14 protein-coding genes and 3 tRNA genes are annotated in these 20,177 nt (G+C 65.3%); 15 read left to right on the top strand and 2 right to left on the bottom strand.

The genetic code is table 11. From position 1 onward, the window contains the following. Positions 1-8: 8 nt before the first annotated feature. Complete coding sequence (locus tag LOC57_RS14750; protein ID WP_229960633.1) at positions 9-587, bottom strand: TetR/AcrR family transcriptional regulator; 579 nt, start codon at positions 585-587, stop codon at positions 9-11. Positions 588-718: 131 nt separating this feature from the next. On the opposite strand from LOC57_RS14750, the gene dusB reads away from it, so the two are divergent. The 15 genes from dusB (at position 719) to LOC57_RS14675 (ending at position 19,122) form a co-directional block, all read left to right on the top strand. After that, complete coding sequence (dusB, locus tag LOC57_RS14745) at positions 719-1,891, top strand: tRNA dihydrouridine synthase DusB (protein ID WP_227913932.1); 1,173 nt, start codon at positions 719-721, stop codon at positions 1,889-1,891. An 8-nt stretch (positions 1,892-1,899) separates the two neighbouring features. Then, positions 1,900-3,183 carry a deoxyguanosinetriphosphate triphosphohydrolase gene (locus LOC57_RS14740; RefSeq protein ID WP_229960631.1) on the top strand — a complete coding sequence of 428 codons (1,284 nt, stop codon included), beginning with the start codon at positions 1,900-1,902 and terminating at the stop codon, positions 3,181-3,183. A gap of 146 nt (positions 3,184-3,329) precedes the next feature. Further along, complete coding sequence (locus tag LOC57_RS14735) at positions 3,330-6,719, top strand: thioester domain-containing protein (RefSeq protein WP_229960629.1); 3,390 nt, start codon at positions 3,330-3,332, stop codon at positions 6,717-6,719. Between the two features lie 150 nt (positions 6,720-6,869). Then, positions 6,870-8,861, top strand: a complete 1,992-nt coding sequence (gene dnaG / locus LOC57_RS14730; RefSeq protein WP_229960627.1) for a DNA primase — start codon at positions 6,870-6,872, stop codon at positions 8,859-8,861. Positions 8,862-8,933: 72 nt separating this feature from the next. Then, positions 8,934-9,009: transfer RNA gene (locus LOC57_RS14725), tRNA-Asn, on the top strand. A 138-nt stretch (positions 9,010-9,147) separates the two neighbouring features. Further along, a tRNA-Asn gene (locus LOC57_RS14720) sits at positions 9,148-9,223 on the top strand. A 337-nt stretch (positions 9,224-9,560) separates the two neighbouring features. Continuing rightward, a complete protein-coding gene (locus LOC57_RS14715) occupies positions 9,561-10,733 on the top strand; it encodes an NAD(P)-dependent malic enzyme (RefSeq protein ID WP_229960625.1) in 1,173 nt (390 codons plus the stop codon). A gap of 152 nt (positions 10,734-10,885) precedes the next feature. Beyond that, complete coding sequence (locus tag LOC57_RS14710; RefSeq protein WP_227913937.1) at positions 10,886-12,316, top strand: sugar porter family MFS transporter; 1,431 nt, start codon at positions 10,886-10,888, stop codon at positions 12,314-12,316. Positions 12,317-12,445: 129 nt separating this feature from the next. Next, entirely contained in the window at positions 12,446-13,882 is a 1,437-nt protein-coding gene (locus LOC57_RS14705; RefSeq protein ID WP_227913938.1) for a sugar porter family MFS transporter, read from the top strand. Between the two features lie 101 nt (positions 13,883-13,983). After that, a complete protein-coding gene (locus tag LOC57_RS14700) occupies positions 13,984-14,766 on the top strand; it encodes a phage holin family protein (protein WP_227913939.1) in 783 nt (260 codons plus the stop codon). Between the two features lie 36 nt (positions 14,767-14,802). After that, positions 14,803-15,447, top strand: coding sequence for a CDP-alcohol phosphatidyltransferase family protein (locus LOC57_RS14695; protein WP_229960624.1), 645 nt, complete (start codon positions 14,803-14,805; stop codon positions 15,445-15,447). A 39-nt stretch (positions 15,448-15,486) separates the two neighbouring features. Next, complete coding sequence (locus tag LOC57_RS14690) at positions 15,487-16,419, top strand: DMT family transporter (RefSeq protein ID WP_227913941.1); 933 nt, start codon at positions 15,487-15,489, stop codon at positions 16,417-16,419. Further along, entirely contained in the window at positions 16,416-17,612 is a 1,197-nt protein-coding gene (locus LOC57_RS14685) for a glycosyltransferase (protein WP_227913942.1), read from the top strand. Before LOC57_RS14690 ends, LOC57_RS14685 begins: the two co-directional genes overlap by 4 nt. Positions 17,613-17,684: 72 nt before the next feature. Further along, positions 17,685-17,758 (top strand) — tRNA-Ile (locus LOC57_RS14680). 179 nt (positions 17,759-17,937) lie between these two features. Continuing rightward, positions 17,938-19,122, top strand: a complete 1,185-nt coding sequence (locus tag LOC57_RS14675; protein WP_227927319.1) for an acyl-CoA dehydrogenase family protein — start codon at positions 17,938-17,940, stop codon at positions 19,120-19,122. A 76-nt stretch (positions 19,123-19,198) separates the two neighbouring features. Here the strand turns inward: LOC57_RS14675 and LOC57_RS14670 are convergent, their stop codons facing one another. Beyond that, entirely contained in the window at positions 19,199-19,768 is a 570-nt protein-coding gene (locus tag LOC57_RS14670; RefSeq protein ID WP_229960622.1) for a M23 family metallopeptidase, read from the bottom strand. Between the last annotated feature and the right edge of the window lie 409 nt (positions 19,769-20,177).

Genomic DNA, 20,177 nt, shown 5'->3' with positions numbered 1-20,177 from the left:
AAGAGCGGCTAGGACTTGAGCTGGCCGGACAGGGCATACAGCACTGAGTCCGTGACCTTTTCCAGCGGGCGTTCGGGGTCAAACACCAGCCAGTCCAGGGCAGCCATCAGGGTGGCGCCGAAAACACTGCCGGCTATCAGCATCACATTGTCCGGGCCGTCGGTCCCGTTCTCCTGCACGGTCTCACGGATCGGTTCCACGAACTCGGCCAGCGCCTCTTGGCGCAGCAGGTGCATGGAGTGCTGCCAGGTGCGATCGGTGCGCAGGATTTCGGCGGCCATCAGCTTGGCCAGCGCCCGGTTTTCGCACAGCAGTTCCAGGAGGGCCCGGACCATGGACTCGATGGCAGGCCAGCCCGTACGGCCGCTCCGTGCTGTCCGCAGCGAATCAGTCAGGGAGCCCACACCCTCCAGCGTCAGCTTCTCGAAAAGCTTGTCCTTGGAGGAGAAGTTGTAATAGAGGCTGCCCTTGGCCACACCGGCCCGTTCGGCCACGTCATCCATGGTGGTGCCGGAGATGCCGTTCGCTGCGGCTAGTTCCAGCGCGGCATCCAGTATGGCGCGCTGGGTTCCGGATTCGCGTGGCATGCGGCAGTACGTCCTTCACGATGGAAAACATCTCTTCCACTGATCTTAGTTGGCGGCGCAACCGGGCGCGTTTACCGGAAGGTGCAGCGGTGTTCTGAGCAGGATTTGCATCCACTTGCGAGAATAGACAGGTGACTGTTCTATCTCCGGAGCTCAAGCTCGAGCTTCCCCCGCTGCAATTAGGCCCCATCACTGTGGACACCCCGGTGATTCTGGCTCCCATGGCCGGTATTACCAACAAGGCCTTCCGCCGGCTCTGCCGTGAATACGGCGGCGGCCTCTACGTGACCGAAATGGTCACCTCGCGCGCCCTGGTGGAACGTTCGCCGGAGTCGATGCGCATCATCAAGCACGACGACGACGAAAAGGTCCGCTCCGTCCAGCTGTACGGTGTGGACCCCAAGACCGTCGGTGCAGCCGTCCGCCTCCTGGTGGAGGAAGACCGCGCCGACCACATCGACCTGAACTTCGGCTGCCCGGTGCCCAAGGTCACCCGCAAGGGCGGCGGCTCGGCGCTGCCCTGGAAGCTGGACCTGTTCACCGCCATTGTGCAGACCGCCGTGAAGGAAGCTTCCCGCGGCAACGTGCCCCTGACCATCAAGATGCGCAAGGGCATTGACGAGGACCACCTGACCTTCCTTGACGCGGGGAAGATCGCCCGCGACTCCGGGGTGGCCGCGGTGACCCTGCACGGCCGCACGGCCTCGCAGTTCTACTCCGGCAAGGCCGACTGGTCTGCCATCGCCGAACTGCGCGAAGCCCTGCCGGACATGAACGTCCTGGGCAACGGCGACATCTGGTCCGCCGAGGACGCGATCCGCATGGTGCGCGAAACCGGTGTGGACGGCGTCGTCATCGGCCGCGGCTGCCAGGGCCGGCCCTGGCTGTTCGGTGACCTGGAGGCCGCCTTCGAGGGCAGCACCGAACGGCACCGGCCCGGACTGAAGCAGGTTTCGGACAGCGTGTACCGGCATGCCGAGTTGCTGGTGGAGACCTTCGGGGACGAAGTCATTGCCCTGCGCGACATCCGCAAGCACATGGCCTGGTACTTCAAGGGCTACGTGGTCGGGGGAGACCTCCGCGCTAAACTGGCGACGGTACCGTCCCTGGCGGTGCTCCGTGAACTGCTGGACCAGCTGGATCCCGAAGCTCCGTACCCCGGCGCCGACGCCGAGGGACCGCGCGGACGGGCCGGCACACCCAAAAAGACAGCGCTGCCGGAAGGCTGGCTGGACGGGCGGGAACTGAACGCCTCCCAGAAAGCCATCATTTCGGCAGCTGAACTCGACGTATCAGGCGGCTAAAGCAACCCATGACCTTCCCGCAGGCAGTTTCCACCGCAGGCTATACCGACGTTGACCTGGCCCGCTGGGTTACCGAGCCGGCCAAAAACACCAACCGCACGCAGTTCGGCCGTGACCGGGCGCGGGTGCTGCATTCTTCCGCGCTGCGCCGGCTCGGGGCCAAAACCCAGGTGGTGGCCCCGGATACGGATGACTTTGTGCGGACACGGCTGACGCACAGCTTGGAAGTGGCCCAGGTGGGCCGGGAACTAGGCAACGCGCTGGGCTGCGACCCCGACGTCGTCGATGCCGCCTGCCTCTCCCATGACCTGGGGCACCCGCCCTTCGGCCACAACGGCGAGACCGCGCTGAACGACATAGCGCACGTGATCGGCGGGTTCGAGGGCAACGCCCAGACACTGCGGCTGCTGACCCGGCTGGAACCGAAGATCATCGCCCCGGACGGCACGCCGGCCGGGCTGAACCTGACCCGCGCCAGCCTGGACGCCGCCACCAAGTACCCGTGGTCCATCGCCGACGCCCCGCTGGTCAACGGGCACCGCACCACCAAGTTCGGCGTGTACGAGGATGACCTGCCGGTCTTCACCTGGCTGCGCGACGGCGCTCCCGCCGGACGCTCCTGCCTTGAGGCCCAGGTCATGGACCTGGCCGATGACATCTCCTACTCCGTGCACGACGTCGAGGACGCCATTGTCGCCGGCCACGTGCAGCTCAAGTGGCTGGACAACCCCGACCAGCGGGCCCGCGTAGTCGGCTACACGCAGCAGTGGTACCTGCCCGGCGTCGACCCCGCTGCCATTGAGGCGGCACTGGCACGGCTGGAAGCAACCCGGGTGTGGGTCCGGGAGTCCGATGGCAGCCGCCGCGCCATGGCCGCGCTGAAGGACATGACCAGCCAACTGATCGGCAGGTTCTGCAACAGTGCTTTGGAAGCCACCCGCGGCATTTACGGCAGGGACCCGCTGACGCGCTACAACGCCCAGATGGTGGTCCCCGAGGACACCGCACTGGAAATCGCAGTGATGAAGGGCCTGGCCACCACCTTCGTGATGACCACCGACCAGCGCCAGCCGCTTTATGAGCGCCAGCGGGAGATCCTCACGGCCCTGGTTGCCCAGCTCTCCGCCACCGGGGACAAGCACCTGGAGCCGATGTTCGCTGCCGACTGGCAGGACGCGGCCGACGACGGCGCCCGGCTGCGCGTGGTGGTGGACCAGGTCGCCTCGCTGACGGACGGCTCGGCGCTTGCCCTGCACGAGCGGCTGGTAGGACCGGTTCCGGCGCTCTGGTAGGGACTTTCCCTGGGATCTTTGCAGGATTGCGCGGCTGCTCTCTGGTGGACGGCCGTTTGGGCAGTTAGCCTCTGGCGCGGGGTGGTTCAGCGTCTTCCGATTCACTGACGGGAGATGTCGGCCGATCGAGCGCACCCGAGGTCCTGATGAGCCCCCAGCAATCCCGTGTACCCCGCCCCCGCCGCCACGTCTTTGGATGGACCCGGCAATCCCGGTTCCGCAGCGTCTTGGTGTTCCTGACGGGCCTGCTGCTGATGGTCGTTCCGCTCGCGGTGCCTGCGCAGGCTGTCATCGATCCGGGACCGCCGCCGAATGAGGCGCCGATCGCGGACGCCAACACCGATATTGTCATCACCTCCACGGGGGCCGGTGTCAGCAATGTGCCGGGAGCACTGCCACCGGTGGGAACCAGCTGGCCGATAACGGCCTATCCCACCAGCATTCCCTCCGGATACGAGAGGGAGACCGTAGGCTTCGCCGGCATCATCAACACCCAGGAAGTCGACGGGACCACCACGGCACAGATGTACTGCATTGATATCCGTACACCTACCGGCATCGGCTACGGGTATGAAAACGGGTCATGGGATGAGTCCAACGTTCCCAACATCGGATACGTTAACCGGATCCTGAACACCTATTATCCGAATACCAATCAGCCCGCCGGACTTACCGATAACCGGAAAGCCGCCGCCGTGCAGGCCGCCATCTGGTTCTTCACGGACGGTTACGTGGTCAATCCCACGAACAACCTGTATTCCGCGGTTGCCTCGATTGTGAACGCCACCATTGCTGCGGGACCGCTTACCGAGCCGGACGCCCCGGACATCTCCATCATGCCGGCCACGGCCGAAGCAGCGGTCACAGGGGTTGCGGGACCCTACACCGTCACTTCGGAGGCAGCGGAAATCACCGTCACGGCTGATGAGGGGTTTGGGCTCTTCGCAGATGCGGCAGGGACCGTGCCGCTAACCAATCCCGTAGCCAGCGGCACCCAGGTGTGGGTGCGGAGCGAGGACGGCGGCACAGGGCCGGCCACCGTGACGGCGCGCGCCACGGTTACCGTCCCCACGGGTAACGTCTATCTCTACGACGGCGCGACCCCCGGGGTGAATGCCGCGCAGAAGCTGATCCTGGCCGCCACCCGGGAGCTGAGTTCCGCTGCCAGTGCCACGGCGGAGTTCTTCGAGGTGGGCTCCCTGGCCGTCACCAAGTCCATTGAAGGCCCCGCCGCCGGCAGCCAGGGCGAGGTCGTGATCAGCATCGACTGCGGACCCGGATATCAGTTCACGTTCAATATCGCCGCCGAATCCACCGGGGCGCCGTCGGAGACCTTCACCGACATCCCGGCAGGTTCCGTCTGTACCATTACCGAGCCCACCAACGGTGCCAATGCAAGTGTCGCGGTGAGCACAAGCATTGTGCCGACTGCAGTGACGATCCCCTCGGGTACCGCGGCGACGGCGACGGTCACGGACACCTACACCTTCACCTCCGGGACACTGGTGGTTACCAAAACCAATACGGGGGAGGCAGCCGGCGCGCAGGGCGAGGTGACGATCTCCGTGGTCTGCACCCTGGACGGTGCCACGGTACTGAATGAAACGGTGACTATCCCTGAAGGGACGCTTACGCCGGAGGCAGCAGAATTCCCCAACATCGCCGTAGGCTCCAGCTGCACGGTGACGGAAACCGGAAGGGGGGAGACCACTGCCGTGGCGGTCACTGTCGAAGGCGAGGGGACTGTGGTCGTTCCGCCGACAGGGAGCGTTACTGCCGCACTGACCAACACCTACACGTTCAATCCCGGGACGCTTGCGGTGCGCAAGGACATCACCGGGTCCGGGGCGGGCCGGCAGGGCGTTGTGACACTGCAGGTCACCTGCAGTTCCGGTGCAGGCCGAACCATCACCATTCCGGCCGGCACCACCGAACCCATAACGGAGGAAATCACGGGGCTTCCCGCCGGGACCACCTGCACGGTCACGGAGACAGCGGACGGTGCGACCACAGAGGTCAGCGTCAGCACCGTGATCGATCCGGCCGGCGGAGCAGTAACCATCCCGTCCGGCGACGGCGTGGAGGTTACTGTCACGGATACCTACACAGTTAATCCGGGGGCAGTTCTTTTGAACAAGACCATTGCCGGCCCGGCAGCGGGCGAGCAGGGCGAGGTCACCCTGGAGGTAACCTGCACCCTGGAGAGCGCGGTGGTGGCAGAGGGGACCTTCACCGTCGCAACCGGTGCCACCGGAACCGTTGCGGCGGGCACCCTGACCGGCATCCCGGAAGGCGCGAGCTGCGCCGTCACTGAACCCGTCACGGGGGAGAGTACTGAAATAGGCGTGGTGGTGGACCTGCCTGATTCCGTGACCATCGCCGCAGGTGCCACCGCCACGGCTACTGTGACGGACACCTATAGCGAGAATCCCGGCACCCTGATCGTCACCAAGCTCATTACCGGTGAGGCAGCCGGAAACCAGGACGCGGTGGAGGTAGCCGTGCTTTGCACTCTGGCCGGGGAAACGGTCTTCGAGGAATCCTCGGAGATCCCTGCCGGAGAGACCGGAGAGATAGGTGCACAGTTCCTGAACATTCCGGCAGGTGCCTCCTGTGCCATCACGGAACCGGTCACCGGAGCCACTGAGTTTGTCCAGGTCAGCTCCGAGCTCCCGACACCGGTCACCATAGCGCCCGGCGGCAGGGACAGTGCGACGGTAACCAACACGTACACCTTTACCCCCGGAACCCTGGCCGTCACCAAGGAGTTTGCCGGTGACGCGGCAGGAGCGCAGGGCGAAGTAGTGCTGCAGGTGACCTGTGGGCCGGACGGTTCGGTCCTGGATGAAACCGTGACCATTCCCGCCGGGACCGCCGAAACGGTGACCAGGAATTTCGAGGAGCTGCCCGCGGGCACGGAATGCACTGTCACGGAGACTGAAAGCGGGGCAACAACGACGGTCTCGGTGGACACGGTGATCACTGATCCGGTCACTATCCCCGCGGCGGGCGGTGCGGAGCTGACGGTGACCAACACCTACGGCTTTAATCCCGGCGTGCTGGTGGTCACCAAGGTCATCGCCGGAGCTGCCGCAGGCACACAGGGCGACATTGTCCTGGAAGTCCGGTGCGGCACCGATGGGTCCGCGTTGGATGAAACCGTGAGCATTCCCGCTGGCGCCACGGGGGACGTATCTACGGAATTTGCAGGTTTGACCGCCGGCGCCGAATGCACCGTCACGGAGACCAGCACCGGGGCCACTGCGTCCGTCACCGTGGAGTCCGAGCTGCCCGGTCCGGTTACGGTGCCGGCCAGCGAAACCGTTACGGCTGTTATCACCAACACCTACAGTTCCGTAGCCCCCGGACCCGAGCCGCGGCCGGAGCCCTTTAACCCGGTCCGGCCCAACCTCCCGAGCACCGGGCTGGAGATACCCGCAGGGGTCTATCTGGCACTGGGCGCCGGACTCTGCCTGCTCGGCGGACTGGGGATATACCTGACCCGGCGTCGGGAAGAGGAGCGCCGCGAAGAGTAAGGGTGCTCGCGAAGCCTGAGGGGAGGCCCGGACGCCTGGGGGAGTCCGGGCCTCCTTGGGGAAGCACAGCGCTTGGTGCGGTCCCCGGACTTCCTGATCGGGAAGTTATATCGGGAATTGTGCAGGCGTTTGGGAAGTAAAGTTGAAGACATGGCCGGATTGATCAAGCGTGAAGACATCGATGAGGTGCGCCTGCGCACCGACATCAAGGCCGTGATTGACGGATATGTGACTCTCAAATCCGCAGGCATCGGCTCCTTCAAGGGGCTGTGCCCCTTCCACGACGAGCGCTCGCCGTCCTTTCATGTCCGTCCCCAGGTGGGCACCTACCACTGTTTCGGCTGCGGGGAGAGCGGCGACGTCATCTCCTTTGTGCAGAAGATGGACCACGGCACCTTCTCCGAGACGGTGGAAAAGCTTGCCGCCCGGCTCGGGTACGAACTGCACTACGAAGACGGCGGCACCGGCCCGCGCAAGGAAGACGTGGGCAAGCGCCAGCGCCTGCTGGACGCGCACAAGGTGGCTGCCGAGTTCTTCCGGAGCCAGCTGGGCACCCCCGGAGCTGCAGCCGCACGGAACTTCCTGCAGGAGCGCGGCTTCGATCCGGCCGCGGCCGAGCATTTCGGCGTCGGTTACGCCCCGCAGGGCTGGGACTCGCTGCTCAAGCACCTCACCGCCAAGGGCTTCACCCGTCCCGAACTGGCCGAAACCGGTATGTTCTCTTCCGGCTCGGACGCGTCAAGGTTTTACGACCGGTTCCGCGGTCGGCTGATCTGGCCCATCCGCGATCTCACCGGCTCTGTGATCGGCTTCGGTGCCCGCAAGCTCTACGAAGATGACCAGGGGCCGAAGTACCTGAACACCCCGGAAACACCGCTGTACAAGAAGTCCCAGGTGCTTTACGGCATCGACCTCGCCAAGCGGGACATCGCCAAGACCCGCCAGATCGTGGTCGTGGAAGGCTACACGGACGTGATGGCCTGCCACCTGGCCGGCATCACCACCGCGGTGGCTACCTGCGGCACCGCCTTTGGTACCGACCACATCAAGATTGCCCGCCGGCTGCTCTCCGACGACGGAACCGGGGGAGAGGTCATCTTCACGTTCGACGGCGACGCCGCCGGGCAGAAGGCGGCACTTCGCGCGTTCGAGGAGGACCAGCGGTTCACGGCGCAGACCTACGTAGCCGTCGATCCCAACGGGATGGACCCCTGTGACATCCGGCAGACGCACGGTGATTCAGCAGTGGTGGAGCTGATCTCCTCACGGCGCCCGCTCTTTGAGTTCGCAATCCGTTCAACCCTGCGCAAGTTCGATCTGAACACCGTGGAGGGCCGGGTCTCCGCCCTGCGGGCCGCCGCACCGGTAGTGGCGGACATCCGTGACCCGGCCATGCGGCCCGCCTACTCACGCGAGCTCGCCGGGTGGCTGGGCACCGACGTCGACGACGTCACCCGGGCCGTGAACGCGGCCGCCAAGCGCCGCACGGCAGGTTCCGGTGCAGAGAACACGGACACGCCGGCGTCGAACTCCCGCGGCCAGCAGCAGGGCAGGCAGGACTACGGCCAGCAGGGTCGGCAGCAGTACGGCCAGAACCGGAACCCGCAGGGCCAGCAGTATGGCCAGCAGCAGCAGCAGCAGCCGGAGCCGGAGGCAGCCCCGGCCTTCAACCGCCCCGACCCGAATGATCCCGCCGCCCGGATGGAGCGCCAGGCCCTGGAAGTTGCGCTGCAGCAGCCGGGCCTGCTCGACGCCGGCCAGTGGGAGCGGTTCAAGGCGGCACGGTTCACGGTGCCGGCCTACGTGGCAGTCCATGATGCGATCCGTGCCGCCGGCGACGCCGGAACGGTTCCGGCTGCCTGGGTGGAGCGGGTGCGGGAGGAACTGCCGGACGCGCTGCGCGGTTTCGTCAGTGAACTGGCCGTTACCCCGCTGCCGGCCCGCGACGCCGATGCCCTGGCGCTGTACTGCCGGGACATCCTGAACCGGTTGTTTGAGCTGCAGGTGACGCATTTGAAGGCGGAAAAACTGGGCCAGCTGCAGCGGTTGGATCCCAATGCCGACCCGGAGCTGTTCCACCAGCTCAACCGCGAGCTGATGGACCTGGAGATGCAGCGGCGGGCCCTGCGCGGGGACCAGTAACGGCCCGGATTCTGCGGGCCGGAAGCCGATTTCGTTTCCGGGGAAAACCTCTGTAAAGTAAAACCTGCGCTTTCCCCCGTAGCTCAATTGGCAGAGCATTCGACTGTTAATCGAAGGGTTACTGGTTCGAGTCCAGTCGGGGGAGCCAATGAAGCCCCCGGCCCGTGTTTACATGGGCCGGGGGCTTTTTCTTGCCTGCTTCGTAAGCCGGGCGGGCAGCACAGACCACTGCACCCCCGCGGTTCGTGGGCACCCGAAAGTTCCTGTATAGTTGAGGACGCCGCTTTCCCCCGTAGCTCAATTGGCAGAGCATTCGACTGTTAATCGAAGGGTTACTGGTTCGAGTCCAGTCGGGGGAGCCAGCAAAGGGTCTGTAGCCGGAGTCATCCGGGTGCAGGCCCTTTTTGTATCCCCCGTTTTGCCTCTACCGTGTCCCGTTTTCCGGCCTTGCCGCCCGGCATCCCGGCACGCCGAAAGAGCATACTTGCCCGCAGGCACAGCTATGCGCCTACACTGGCCGTAATCGCGCCCGTCACGGCTCGGCCCGGCATCACCGGGCCCCGCCCGCGGGCAGTAAAGGCATCCCATCCTGTTGCCCCTGGCGCGGAGCCCCACGGCTTCCGGTATCCGCTCTGCATGTCCGTTCATCCCGGACCGGCAGGGCGGACCTTCCCTGGACCCAACAGTTGGAGAACCGCTATGTCTGCCACTGCCTCTGAAAACATCACCCAGCCCATCAGCGTCGAAGAAATCTTCGCGGCGCACGAGGGCGGCAAGCTTTCCGTGGAAACGAAGCTGTCCTTGGACTCCAAGCGGGCACTGTCCATTGCCTACACTCCCGGGGTGGCCCAGGTCAGCCGTGCCATCGTGGCCGATCCGGCACTGGCGGCAACCACCACGTGGGCCTCGCGGTTGGTGGTGGTGGTCAGTGACGGAACCGCCGTGCTGGGGCTGGGAAACATCGGTCCGGCAGCATCTTTGCCGGTGATGGAAGGCAAATCGGCCCTCTTCCGTACCTTCGGCGGACTGAATTCCATTCCGCTGGTGCTGGACACCACCAACGTGGACGAGATCATCGAAACACTGGTCCGGCTGCGTCCCAGCTACGGCGCCGTGAACCTGGAGGACATTTCCGCCCCGCGCTGCTTCGAACTGGAACAGCGGCTGATCGAGGCCCTGGATTGCCCGGTCATGCATGATGACCAGCACGGTACCGCCATTGTGGTCCTTGCCGCCCTGGAGAACGCCGCCCGGGTCACGGACCGGGAGCTCGCCGGACTGCGCGTGGTGATCTCCGGTGCCGGTGCCGCCGGAGTCGCCTGTGCCAACATCCTGCTGGAAGCCGGCATCACCGACGTCGTAGTCCTGGACTCCCGGGGAGTGATCGGCCCCGGACGCACAGGCCTGACCAGCGTGAAGGAGGACCTCGCCGCCAGGACCAACCCCCGCGGCGTCGACGGCGGGGCAGCCGAAGCGCTGCAGGGGGCCGACGCGTTCATTGGGGTATCTTCCGGAACCGTCGGAGAGGAGCTGCTGGCTGGAATGGCGCCCGATGCGATCATTTTCGCCCTCTCCAACCCGGACCCGGAGGTGCACCCGGACACCGCCCGCCGGTACGCCGCCGTCGTCGCCACCGGCCGCAGCGATTTTCCAAACCAGATAAACAACGTCCTGGCCTTCCCCGGGGTGTTCCGCGGAGCGCTGGACAGCGGTGCCCGCCGGATCACGCCGGCCATGAAGGTTGCCGCTGCAGCGGCGATTGCCAATCTGGTGGGGGAGGAGCTGCGGACGGACTACATTGTGCCGAGCCCGCTGGATCCGCGCGTGGCGCCAGCCGTGGCCGCTGCGGTCGCTGCCGCGGCCCCGGCCTAGCTGCCAATGCGGTACAGAACCCGCACGATTTGCGGTGGGAGGGGTTCCCGGCGAACGCCATGGACGTAGGCTTTTAATTCGCGTGGAGGGGCCTCGGGACACTCCCCGACGGCGCCGTGGGGGACCGGCACAGCTGACCTCGAGGAGCAGGCATGTCATCAGAGGCCGTACCCCCAGCCCCGGAGGACCGGGACCAGGTCAAGCACCCAGTGAAGGCCATCCTAGTCTGCGCCGGTGCGGCGGTGGGCGGGATCCTTTTCGGCTTTGACAGTTCGGCGATCAACGGCGCAGTGGATGCCATCGGCGTGGAGTTCCGCCTCAGCAGCGGTGCCCTGGGCTTCGCGGTGGCCATCGCACTGCTGGGCTGCGCCGTTGGCGCCTGGTTTGCCGGGCAGCTGGCCGATCTGTGGGGCCGGCGGGCCGTGATGGTGGTCTCCGGCATCGTGTTCACCGCGAACTCGATCGGTTCCGCACTGGCCGGCAGCGACGTGGAGCTGATGATCTGGCGGTTCATCGGCGGGCTGGCCATCGGCACGGCGTCGGTGATTGCGCCGGACTACATAGGGGAGATTGCCCCGGTGAAATGGCGCGGCGCCCTGGGCTCCGTGCAGCAGCTGGCCATCACGCTGGGCATCTTCGGGGCACTGCTTTCGGATGCCCTGCTGGCCTCCGGCGGCGGCGCCCTGCAGCAGTTGTGGTGGGGGCTTGAAGCCTGGCGCTGGATGCTGCTGGTGGGTGTGGTGCCGGCCGTTTTCTACGGGATAGTGGCCCTGCTGATTCCCGAATCCCCGCACTATCTGATCCGAAAACACCGGGACAAACAGGCCAAACACGTCCTGGCGGACATCAGCGGCGTTGATGACACAGACGCCAAGGTATCCGAGATCCGGGAGAGCTTCTCCTCCGCTTCCCGTGCCCGCTACCGGGACCTGCGCGGCCCGGCCTTCGGACTGCAGCCCATTCTATGGATCGGGATGACGGTGGCCGCCCTGCAGCAGCTGGTGGGGATCAACGTGATCTTCTACTACTCCACCACACTGTGGCAGTCAGTGGGATTCAGCACAGAGGACTCCTTTACGACGTCGGTGATCACCGCGGTGGTCAACGTGCTGACCACCCTGGTGGCCATTGGATTCGTGGACAGAGTGGGCCGGCGGAAGCTGCTCCTGGCCGGGTCCGTTGGAATGACCCTGGGCTTGCTCGCCACTGCCATAGCCTTCTCCCAATCCGTGGACACCGGCGGCGGCGTTTCGCTGCCCGGCGGGTGGGGACCTGTGGCCCTGATCGGCGCAAACCTGTTTGTGGTCTTCTACGGTGCGTCCTGGGGACCTGTGATGTGGGTGACACTTGGGGAGATCTTTCCCAACCGGATCCGTTCCCTGGGACTGGGCATCGGCGCCATGGTCAACTGGGTTTTCAACTTCATCATCACCCTCGCCTTTCCCTGGGTTAACACCTCGCTGGGCCCGGCATTTGCCTATTCTGCCTTCACTTTTTTCGCCTTCGCCTCGTTCTGGTTCGTAAAGCTGGCGCTGCCCGAGTTCAAGGGCCGGGACCTGGAATCGGGACGCATCGTTCAGTGACCATCTGTCCCCGGTTGGCCATTGCGGCTACCCTGCCCGGACAAGCACTCCTAGGGTTATGCGTAGGCTTAAGTGTTTTGACAGCAGTCTTATGTATTCAGTAATCCAACAGAAAACGAGGAACGGTCGATGGGCGCGACTCAGCCAGGACCAAATAAGGGCGGATCCGAACGGATTGCCCACCCCGGAAGGGTGATTGGCGTCACCGTCGCTGCTGCCGTGGGCGGGTTGCTCTTCGGCTTTGACACCGCCGTCATTAACGGTGCGGTGGACGCCATCGGTGAAGAATTCACCCTGAGCCCGGGCATCCTGGGCTTCACCGTGGCCATTACGCTGCTCGGCTGCGCCGTGGGGGCCTGGTTTGCCGGCCAGCTCGCAGACCGGTTGGGACGCAAAACGGTCATGGTGGGTGCGGCGGTGCTGTTTGCCGCGAACTCGGTGGGTTCGGCCTTCGCCTTCAGCGAGTGGGACCTGATGCTCTGGCGCCTGATCGGCGGCCTGGCCATCGGTACTGCCTCCGTTATTGCCCCGGGCTACATTGCCGAAGTGGCGCCGGCAAAATGGCGGGGTGCGCTGGGCTCAGTCCAGCAACTGGCCATCACGCTGGGTATCTTTGCTGCTCTGCTCTCCGATGCCTTCCTGGCCAACTCGGCGGGAAGTGCGCTGGGGGAACTCTGGGGAGGCATCGCCGCCTGGCGCTGGATGCTCCTGGTGGGCGTTGTTCCGGCCGTGGTTTACGGCGTGCTCGCCCTGACCATTCCGGAATCGCCGCAGTTCCTGGTTCGCCGCAACCGCGACGAAGAAGCCGCGAAGGTGCTCAGCTCCATTTCCGGCGTGACGGACACGGACCGGAAGATCGCCGATATCCGGGACAGCTTCAAGAGCCCGAAGCCGACGTTCCGCGACCTGCGCGGCCCCAAGTTCGGCCTGCAGCCGATCCTCTGGGTGGGCATGGCCATTGCAGCTTTCCAGCAGCTGGTGGGCATCAACGCGATCTTCTACTACTCCACCACCCTGTGGAAGTCCGTGGGCTTCAGTGAAAGTGATTCATTCACGACGTCGGTGATCACCTCCGTGGTCAACGTGGTCATGACCCTGGTCGCCATTGCCTTCGTGGACCGCATCGGCCGGCGCAAGCTGCTGATGATCGGTTCCGCGGGTATGTTCGTCGGCCTGCTGGCCGCCACCATCTCCTTCCTGCAGGCTGAGACGGTCAACGGCGAAGTGTCCCTGCCCGACATCTGGGGTCCGGTGGCCCTGGTAGGAGCGAACCTGTTCGTGGTCTTCTTTGCCGCCACCTGGGGCCCGGTCATGTGGGTCACCCTGGGCGAGGTGTTCCCGAACAACATCCGTTCCCTGGCCCTGGGGCTGGGCGCGATGGTCAACTGGATCTTCAACTTCATCGTGACCCTGGCCTTCCCGTGGGTCAGTGACAACTTCGGGGTCTGGATTATGTACGCCATCTTCACCGCCTTCGCCGTGCTGTCCTTCTGGTTCGTCAAGTCCAAGCTGCCCGAACTCTCCGGGCGCGAACTCGAGGACCGCGAGGGGCTGGAAACCGCCTGACCGGTACGTGATGCGAATGGGCAAGGTGTTAACTATGAGGGGAATGGTAATTTGGGGTTATGGCTACGGTGAATAGTGAACAGGGGACGGAGGCTGGGCGCATGAATCGCTCTGCTAGCACTCGGACACAGCGGACGGCGGGAAGCTCTTCGCTGGTGGGGCTGGCGAAGGTGATGGCCCGGCTGACTCCGCGCCAGCTGAATGACGAGTTCGCCCTCGCCACGGCCGAAATGAAGCAAAAGGGCATCAAGGCCGGCATCGCCGCCGCCTTCATGGTTGTTGCCCTGCTGTTTGTAGCCGCGCTGGCCATCGCGCTGATCGTTGCGGCCATCATGGCGCTGTCCTTGGTGATGCCGGCCTGGCTGGCCGCCTTGCTGGTGGCGGCATTGTTCCTCGTGATCGCGGCAGTTGCCGGGCTGGTTGGCTTCAGCCGGTTCAAGAAGACCCTGCCGCTGCTTCCCGAGGAGGCCATCCGCGGGCTGCGCTACGATGTCGGCGTGCTGAAGGAAGGCCGCCGCTTTGATCCGGCCACGCTGGATAAGCCCAAGGAGCCCAAGGAAAAGAAGGACAAGAAGGCAGAGAAGGCCGACAAGCCCGAAGGCCCCAAGCAGCCCAGCCCCGAGGAACTGCGGACCCGCGCCCGCCAGCGCCGCGAGCACCTTGCCGCCGTCCGTGACGGACTTGGCGAAAAGGTGGACGTCAAGGCACGCATCCAGGAGCTGAAGTCCCGCCGCGCAGCCGCGTCCCGCGGCAACGGCAGCTCCGCTGCTTCCCCGGCAGATGACGTGCTGGCCATGATCAAGGAACGCTGGCAGCCGCTTGCGGTTATGGGCGCCTCGCTGCTGGCCATGCTCATCATGTTCCGCCGGCTGGCTCGAAAGTAAGCTGTACTCGTACATCTTTGACGAGGGGAACGGACCGTGATCAGACTCATCGGTGCCGGAACACGTGCTGACACGGAAACAACCGTGACGGACGGGTTCTGGACCGTACCGAATCTGGTCACGGTCCTTCGCTTTCTCGGGATCCCGCTTTTCGTCTGCCTCGTGGCCCAGGACCGGTACGGAAGCGCCTTCATCACGCTGGTGGTGGTGGGCTGCACGGACTGGATTGACGGTTACCTGGCCCGCCGGCTGAACCAGGTGTCCCGGACCGGGCAATGGCTGGACCCGGTGGCGGACCGCCTCGCGCTGATCATTGTGGCCGCAACCTTCGTGGTGGATGGGATTGCCCCGGTGTGGCTCATCCTCAGCATCGCCGTTCCCGACGCCGTGCTGACCATCAACTCCCTGCTCCTTTTCCGCGGCAGCCCCGACCTGCCGGTGAGCGTGCTCGGCAAAATCCGGACAGCGCTGCTGCTCCTGGGGGCGCCCCTGCTGCTGCTGGACCGTGTGCAGGGTTATGACTTCCAGTGGCTGGCTGCCGCCGGCACCACGGTGCTGGCCATGGGCTGCATCGGACATGTGGCTGCAGCGGCCGGATACCTGGCGGCGGCATGGGATAAGTACCGCCTCCTGCGCGGCCGGGATGTGCCTGCCGGAACCGGAACCGGCCATGCACCCTAGGACCGCAGCGCCGGCCCGCGCCCGGCTTGGACAGTGCCGATGGTAGGAATAGCCGTCGCCTGTGCCCTTGCCAGTGCCTTTTTCCTGGCATTCGGGGCCCAGCGCCAAGGCAGCGCGGTGAGCGCCGACACCGGCGGGCTGGCCCTGAACTCGTCGGGTTTCACCCGACTGCTGCGCAACCCGCGGTGGCTGTTCGGCCTGCTGCTGCTGGGCATCGGCATGGGCCTGAACGTGGCCGCGCTGTCCATGGCCCCGCTGACCGTCGTCCAGCCGATCGGGTCCCTTGCCCTGGTAATCACCACGGTGGTGAACTCACGGGACCAGGGGCTGCGGCTGAACCGCATTACAGTGGCGGCTATCGCAGCATGCGTGGCAGGCAGCATGCTCTTTGTGTCCCTCGCCATCGCGGCCACCCGCTCGGGCCAGCCGGTGGATTCGGCGCAGGAAGTGACAATTGTCCTCATCCTGGCGGTTGTGGTGGTGTTCTTCGGCGGCTTGAACCTGCTTTTCGGGAAGCGGTTGAAAGCCATCGCGCACATTCTGGGGGCGGGTATCCTGTTCGGCTTCGTGGCGGTGCTGACCAAGGTCATCATCGGGGACCTGCTCAACCCCAACGGGCGCTTCCTTTGGAACGTGCCCTGGTACACGCTGCTGGGAATTGCGGTGGCCGGAGCCTTGGGTTCATGGTTTGTGCAGAACGCGTACTCCAGCGGTCCACCGGACCTGGTGATCGCCGGACTGACGGTGATCGATCCAATGGTCGGGATCGCGATCGGAATCGGGGTGCTGAATGAATTGCGTCCCGATGTGCCCGCAGTGACTGCCGTAGCCATGGCCGTGGCAGGTCTGATTGCTATTGTTGGGGTCGTTGCCCTCTCGCGGTACCACCCTGATGTCATTCAGAGGCGGAATGAAGAACGGAGGCGGCAGAAGCTGGCCTCCAAGACCCCGAAAGCAGGACCACTCACGTGACCGATTCACCGGTAGACAAACCGCTGACGATCCTTATTGCCTGTGACACCTATCCTCCCCACCTGAACGGTGCCGCCCAGTTCGGCTACCGGCTGGCGCGCGGGATGCATGGGCGCGGACACAATGTCCACGTCCTGGCCCCGAACGACGTCGACGGCGGCAGCCGTTCCGACCTTGAAGGGCAGTGGCCGGTCCACCGCCTCCGCTCGCACGGAGTGCCCACCCACGAGTACTGGCGGATCTGCCTGCCGTGGGAGATCAAGAAGGAAATCACCCTGCTGTTCGACCGGGTGCAGCCCGACGTCGTACATATCCAGTGCCATTACATGGTGGGCGACTACACCCTCCAGGAAGCCCGCAAACGCGGCATCCGCGTTATTGCCACCAACCACTTCATGCCGGAGAACCTGGACCCGTTCCTGCCGTTCCCTAAGTGGGTCAAGCGGATTGTCGCCAAGAACTCCTGGAAGGACATGGGCAAGGTGATGGGGCAGGCCGCCGTCGTCACCACGCCCACTCCGCTGGCGGCGGAAGCCATGCACCGCCACGCGTTCCTGCACGAGGTGATGCCGCTGTCCAACGGTATCGACGCCTCCGTCTACGAGCTGCATCCCGGTGAGGAAATAGCTCCGCACCCGGGCCCCACCGTGCTGTTTGTCGGCCGGCTCGCCGAAGAGAAACACGTGGACGTCCTGATCGACGCCGTGGCCAAGACCCCGGCGGAGCTGGGCGTACGTGCCGAAATTGTGGGCGGCGGAGAAGTGAAGCCGGCGCTGCAGGCCCAGGCTCAGCGGCTTGGTCTGGGGGACCGAGTGGTGTTCCGCGGGCTGGTCAGTGATGAAGAGCTGCGGGAGGCCTACCTCCGGGCGGATATTTTCTGTATGCCCGGCACTGCCGAACTGCAGTCCCTGGTAACCCTGGAAGCCATGTCCGCGTCCAAGCCGGTCCTGCTGGCGGACGCCATGGCGCTGCCGCACCTGGTGGACAAGGGGCGCAACGGCTACCTCTTCACCCCGGGCAACAGCGACGAGCTGGCGGGCCGCCTCACGGAAATCCTGGAACTCTCGCCCGAGGACCGGCAGAAGATGGGTGAGGCGAGCCGCGACATGGTGGACAGGCACAGCCTTGATGCCACGCTGGCCACGTTCGAGAAGCTCTACCGCCAGGCAGAACCCGAGGCTGTACGGCCCTAGCGGGCGCAGACGGCAATTGGTTCTGCGGCGCCCGCACGCATTAGGATGGCTTCATTGCCTGCGGGCAGCTACGGGGCTGTAGCTCAGCTGGTCAGAGCAGCGGACTCATAATCCGTGGGTCGTGGGTTCAAGCCCCACCAGCCCTACCCGTGTGAAGAGCTGGGACAGCGTTCCGGCTTGGCATCGCCAACACCCCGGTCTTCGGACCGGGGTGTTTTCTTTTGCGCTGAACATTGTGATCGTTGTTACTGGTGGGTAACATAGGCTCTGCCGGTCCCCGAAGGGTGCCGGTGATCACCGATGATCAGCAGCGAAGGATATTTCCATGGCAACTATCGACGTCGACAACCTTCCGTACGCGGACGGCGACTTCTACGCATTCGAGGACCTCCTCACGGACAAGGAGCGCGACCGCCTGCACGAGATCCGTGCCTGGCTCGCCAAAGAGGTCAAGCCGCACGCCGCTGATTGGTGGAACGCCGGTGAATTCCCGCACCACATGATCCCCAAGATTGCCGAACTGGACGTCATGAGCCCGGTGTACCGCCAGGGCTACTCCAACCTGTTCGCCGGCCTGTGCCACGCAGAGGTCACCCGCGCCGACACCTCCTTCGCCACCTTCCTGGGTGTCCACGACGGACTCTTCACCGGCTCCATCGAGGCGCTGGCCTCCGAGGAGCAGAAGGCTGCCTGGCTGCCGGACATCTACGCCATGAAGAAGATCGGCGCCTTCGGCCTGACCGAGCCGCTCGGCGGGTCCGACGTGGCCGGCGGCACGCGCACCACCGCCCGCCGCGACGGCGACAACTGGATCCTGAATGGCGAAAAGCGCTGGATCGGCAATGCGACGTTCTCCGACTGGGTAGTCATTTACGCCCGCGACGTTGAGGACAATCAGGTCAAGGGCTTCATGGTGGACACCAAGACCCCCGGCTACAGTGCCACCAAGATCGAGAACAAGATCGCCCTGCGCACCGTCCAGAACGCTGACATTGTGCTGGACAACGTGGTGGTCAGCGACGACTTCCACCTCAAGGGCGCCAACAGCTTCCGCGACACCAACAAGGTCCTGAAGGTCACCCGCCTTGCCGTCGCCTGGCAGGCCGTAGGCCAGCAGATGGCCGCCTTCGACATTGCCCGCAAGTACGCGGTGGAACGGCACCAGTTCGGCAAGCCGCTGGCCTCGTTCCAGCTGGTGCAGGAACAGCTCGTGAAGATCCTGGGCAACACCGTCAGCTCCCTCGGCATGATGGTGCGCCTGGCGCAGCTCGAGGACCTGGGCCAGGCGAAGGACGAACAGTCAGCGCTGGCCAAGGCCTTCACCACTGCACGGATGCGTGAATCCGTGGCCATGGGCAGGAGCATCCTGGGCGGCAACGGCATTGTCACCGACTACGGCATGGCCAAGGTCTTCGCTGACGCCGAGGCCATCTACTCGTACGAAGGCACCTACGAAATCAACACGCTGGTCACCGCCCGGGCAATCACCGGCGTGGCCGCGTTCGTCTAGGAACGCCGTGTCCGGTTGATGAAAGCCGGCACATGAATACCGGCCGGAGTCCCGCAAGGGTTCCGGCCGGTTCCGTTTAATAGCCGGAATCCGGCACCGGCAGCAGCACCGAGGGGCGGCGGTCGCCAACGTAGTTGAGTGGATTCACGTACGCCCCGTGCAGTCGGACGCCCCAGTGCAGGCACTGCCCGCTGCAGTGCACCCCTCCAGCCCCGCCGGACGCGGATGCCACCATCCCGACGGGGGAGCCGCGGGACACGGCGCTGCCGGCCGGCACCAGCGGTTCCACGGATTCGAAGCTGCTCTTGAGGCCACCGCCGTGGTCGATCGTGATCAGGGGACGGTTGACCACCACACCGGCGAAGGCCACGCGGCCATCCGCCGGCGCCAGGACGAGCACGCCCGGAACAGCGGGAAGGTCCACCCCGCGGTGCCCGGCCTGCCAGCGCCGGGACGGGGGATCGAAGCCGCGGATCTGCTCCGGCGCCGGGACCGGATCCAGCGGCCAGCTCCACGGCGGGGAGTATGCGGCGGGCGGGGTACGCAAAGCCGATGCTGACGGCGGGGTGGGCAGCGCAAGGACCGGCACCGCCAGGCCCGCGGCCAGCAGTGCCGCGGCAACACGGCGGAAGCGTCCATTTGGCATGGGGCACAGCCTGGGCTTTTCCCGGCGCGGAGAGACCGGTGCGGGCCCCCGGGTGGATGGATCCGGGCCCGAATCCGGCAGGGGAGGAAGGGTGGGCCCGGATGGTGCGGGCGGACGCCGGCAGTCCTGGGCTGTAGTACACTTGTCGGAGCAGCTTGCTGTGCCATGGGACCTGCCCGGACGTATTTTATCCACCGCCGGTCCCGCGCCTGGGAGTCGGACCATACCGGCCCGCATCCCATTCACTGGCACTGGAATCTGACTACGCGTGTCCCAATTATCCCCGTCAAAGGGGGTGCTTCTCCAACGGTCCGGCAACGCCGGCAGGGGGAGCGCGTCGATGCCTGAAAGGGCAGCGGCTGATGGACACCAGGAGCTCCGCCCGACCGGGCGTACAGCTAAAACCGTC

Origin of the sequence: Arthrobacter sp. zg-Y750, assembly GCF_020907365.1 — a bacterium.
GTDB lineage: Bacteria > Actinomycetota > Actinomycetes > Actinomycetales > Micrococcaceae > Arthrobacter_B.
This window is presented reverse-complemented; position numbering and strand designations above follow the sequence as displayed.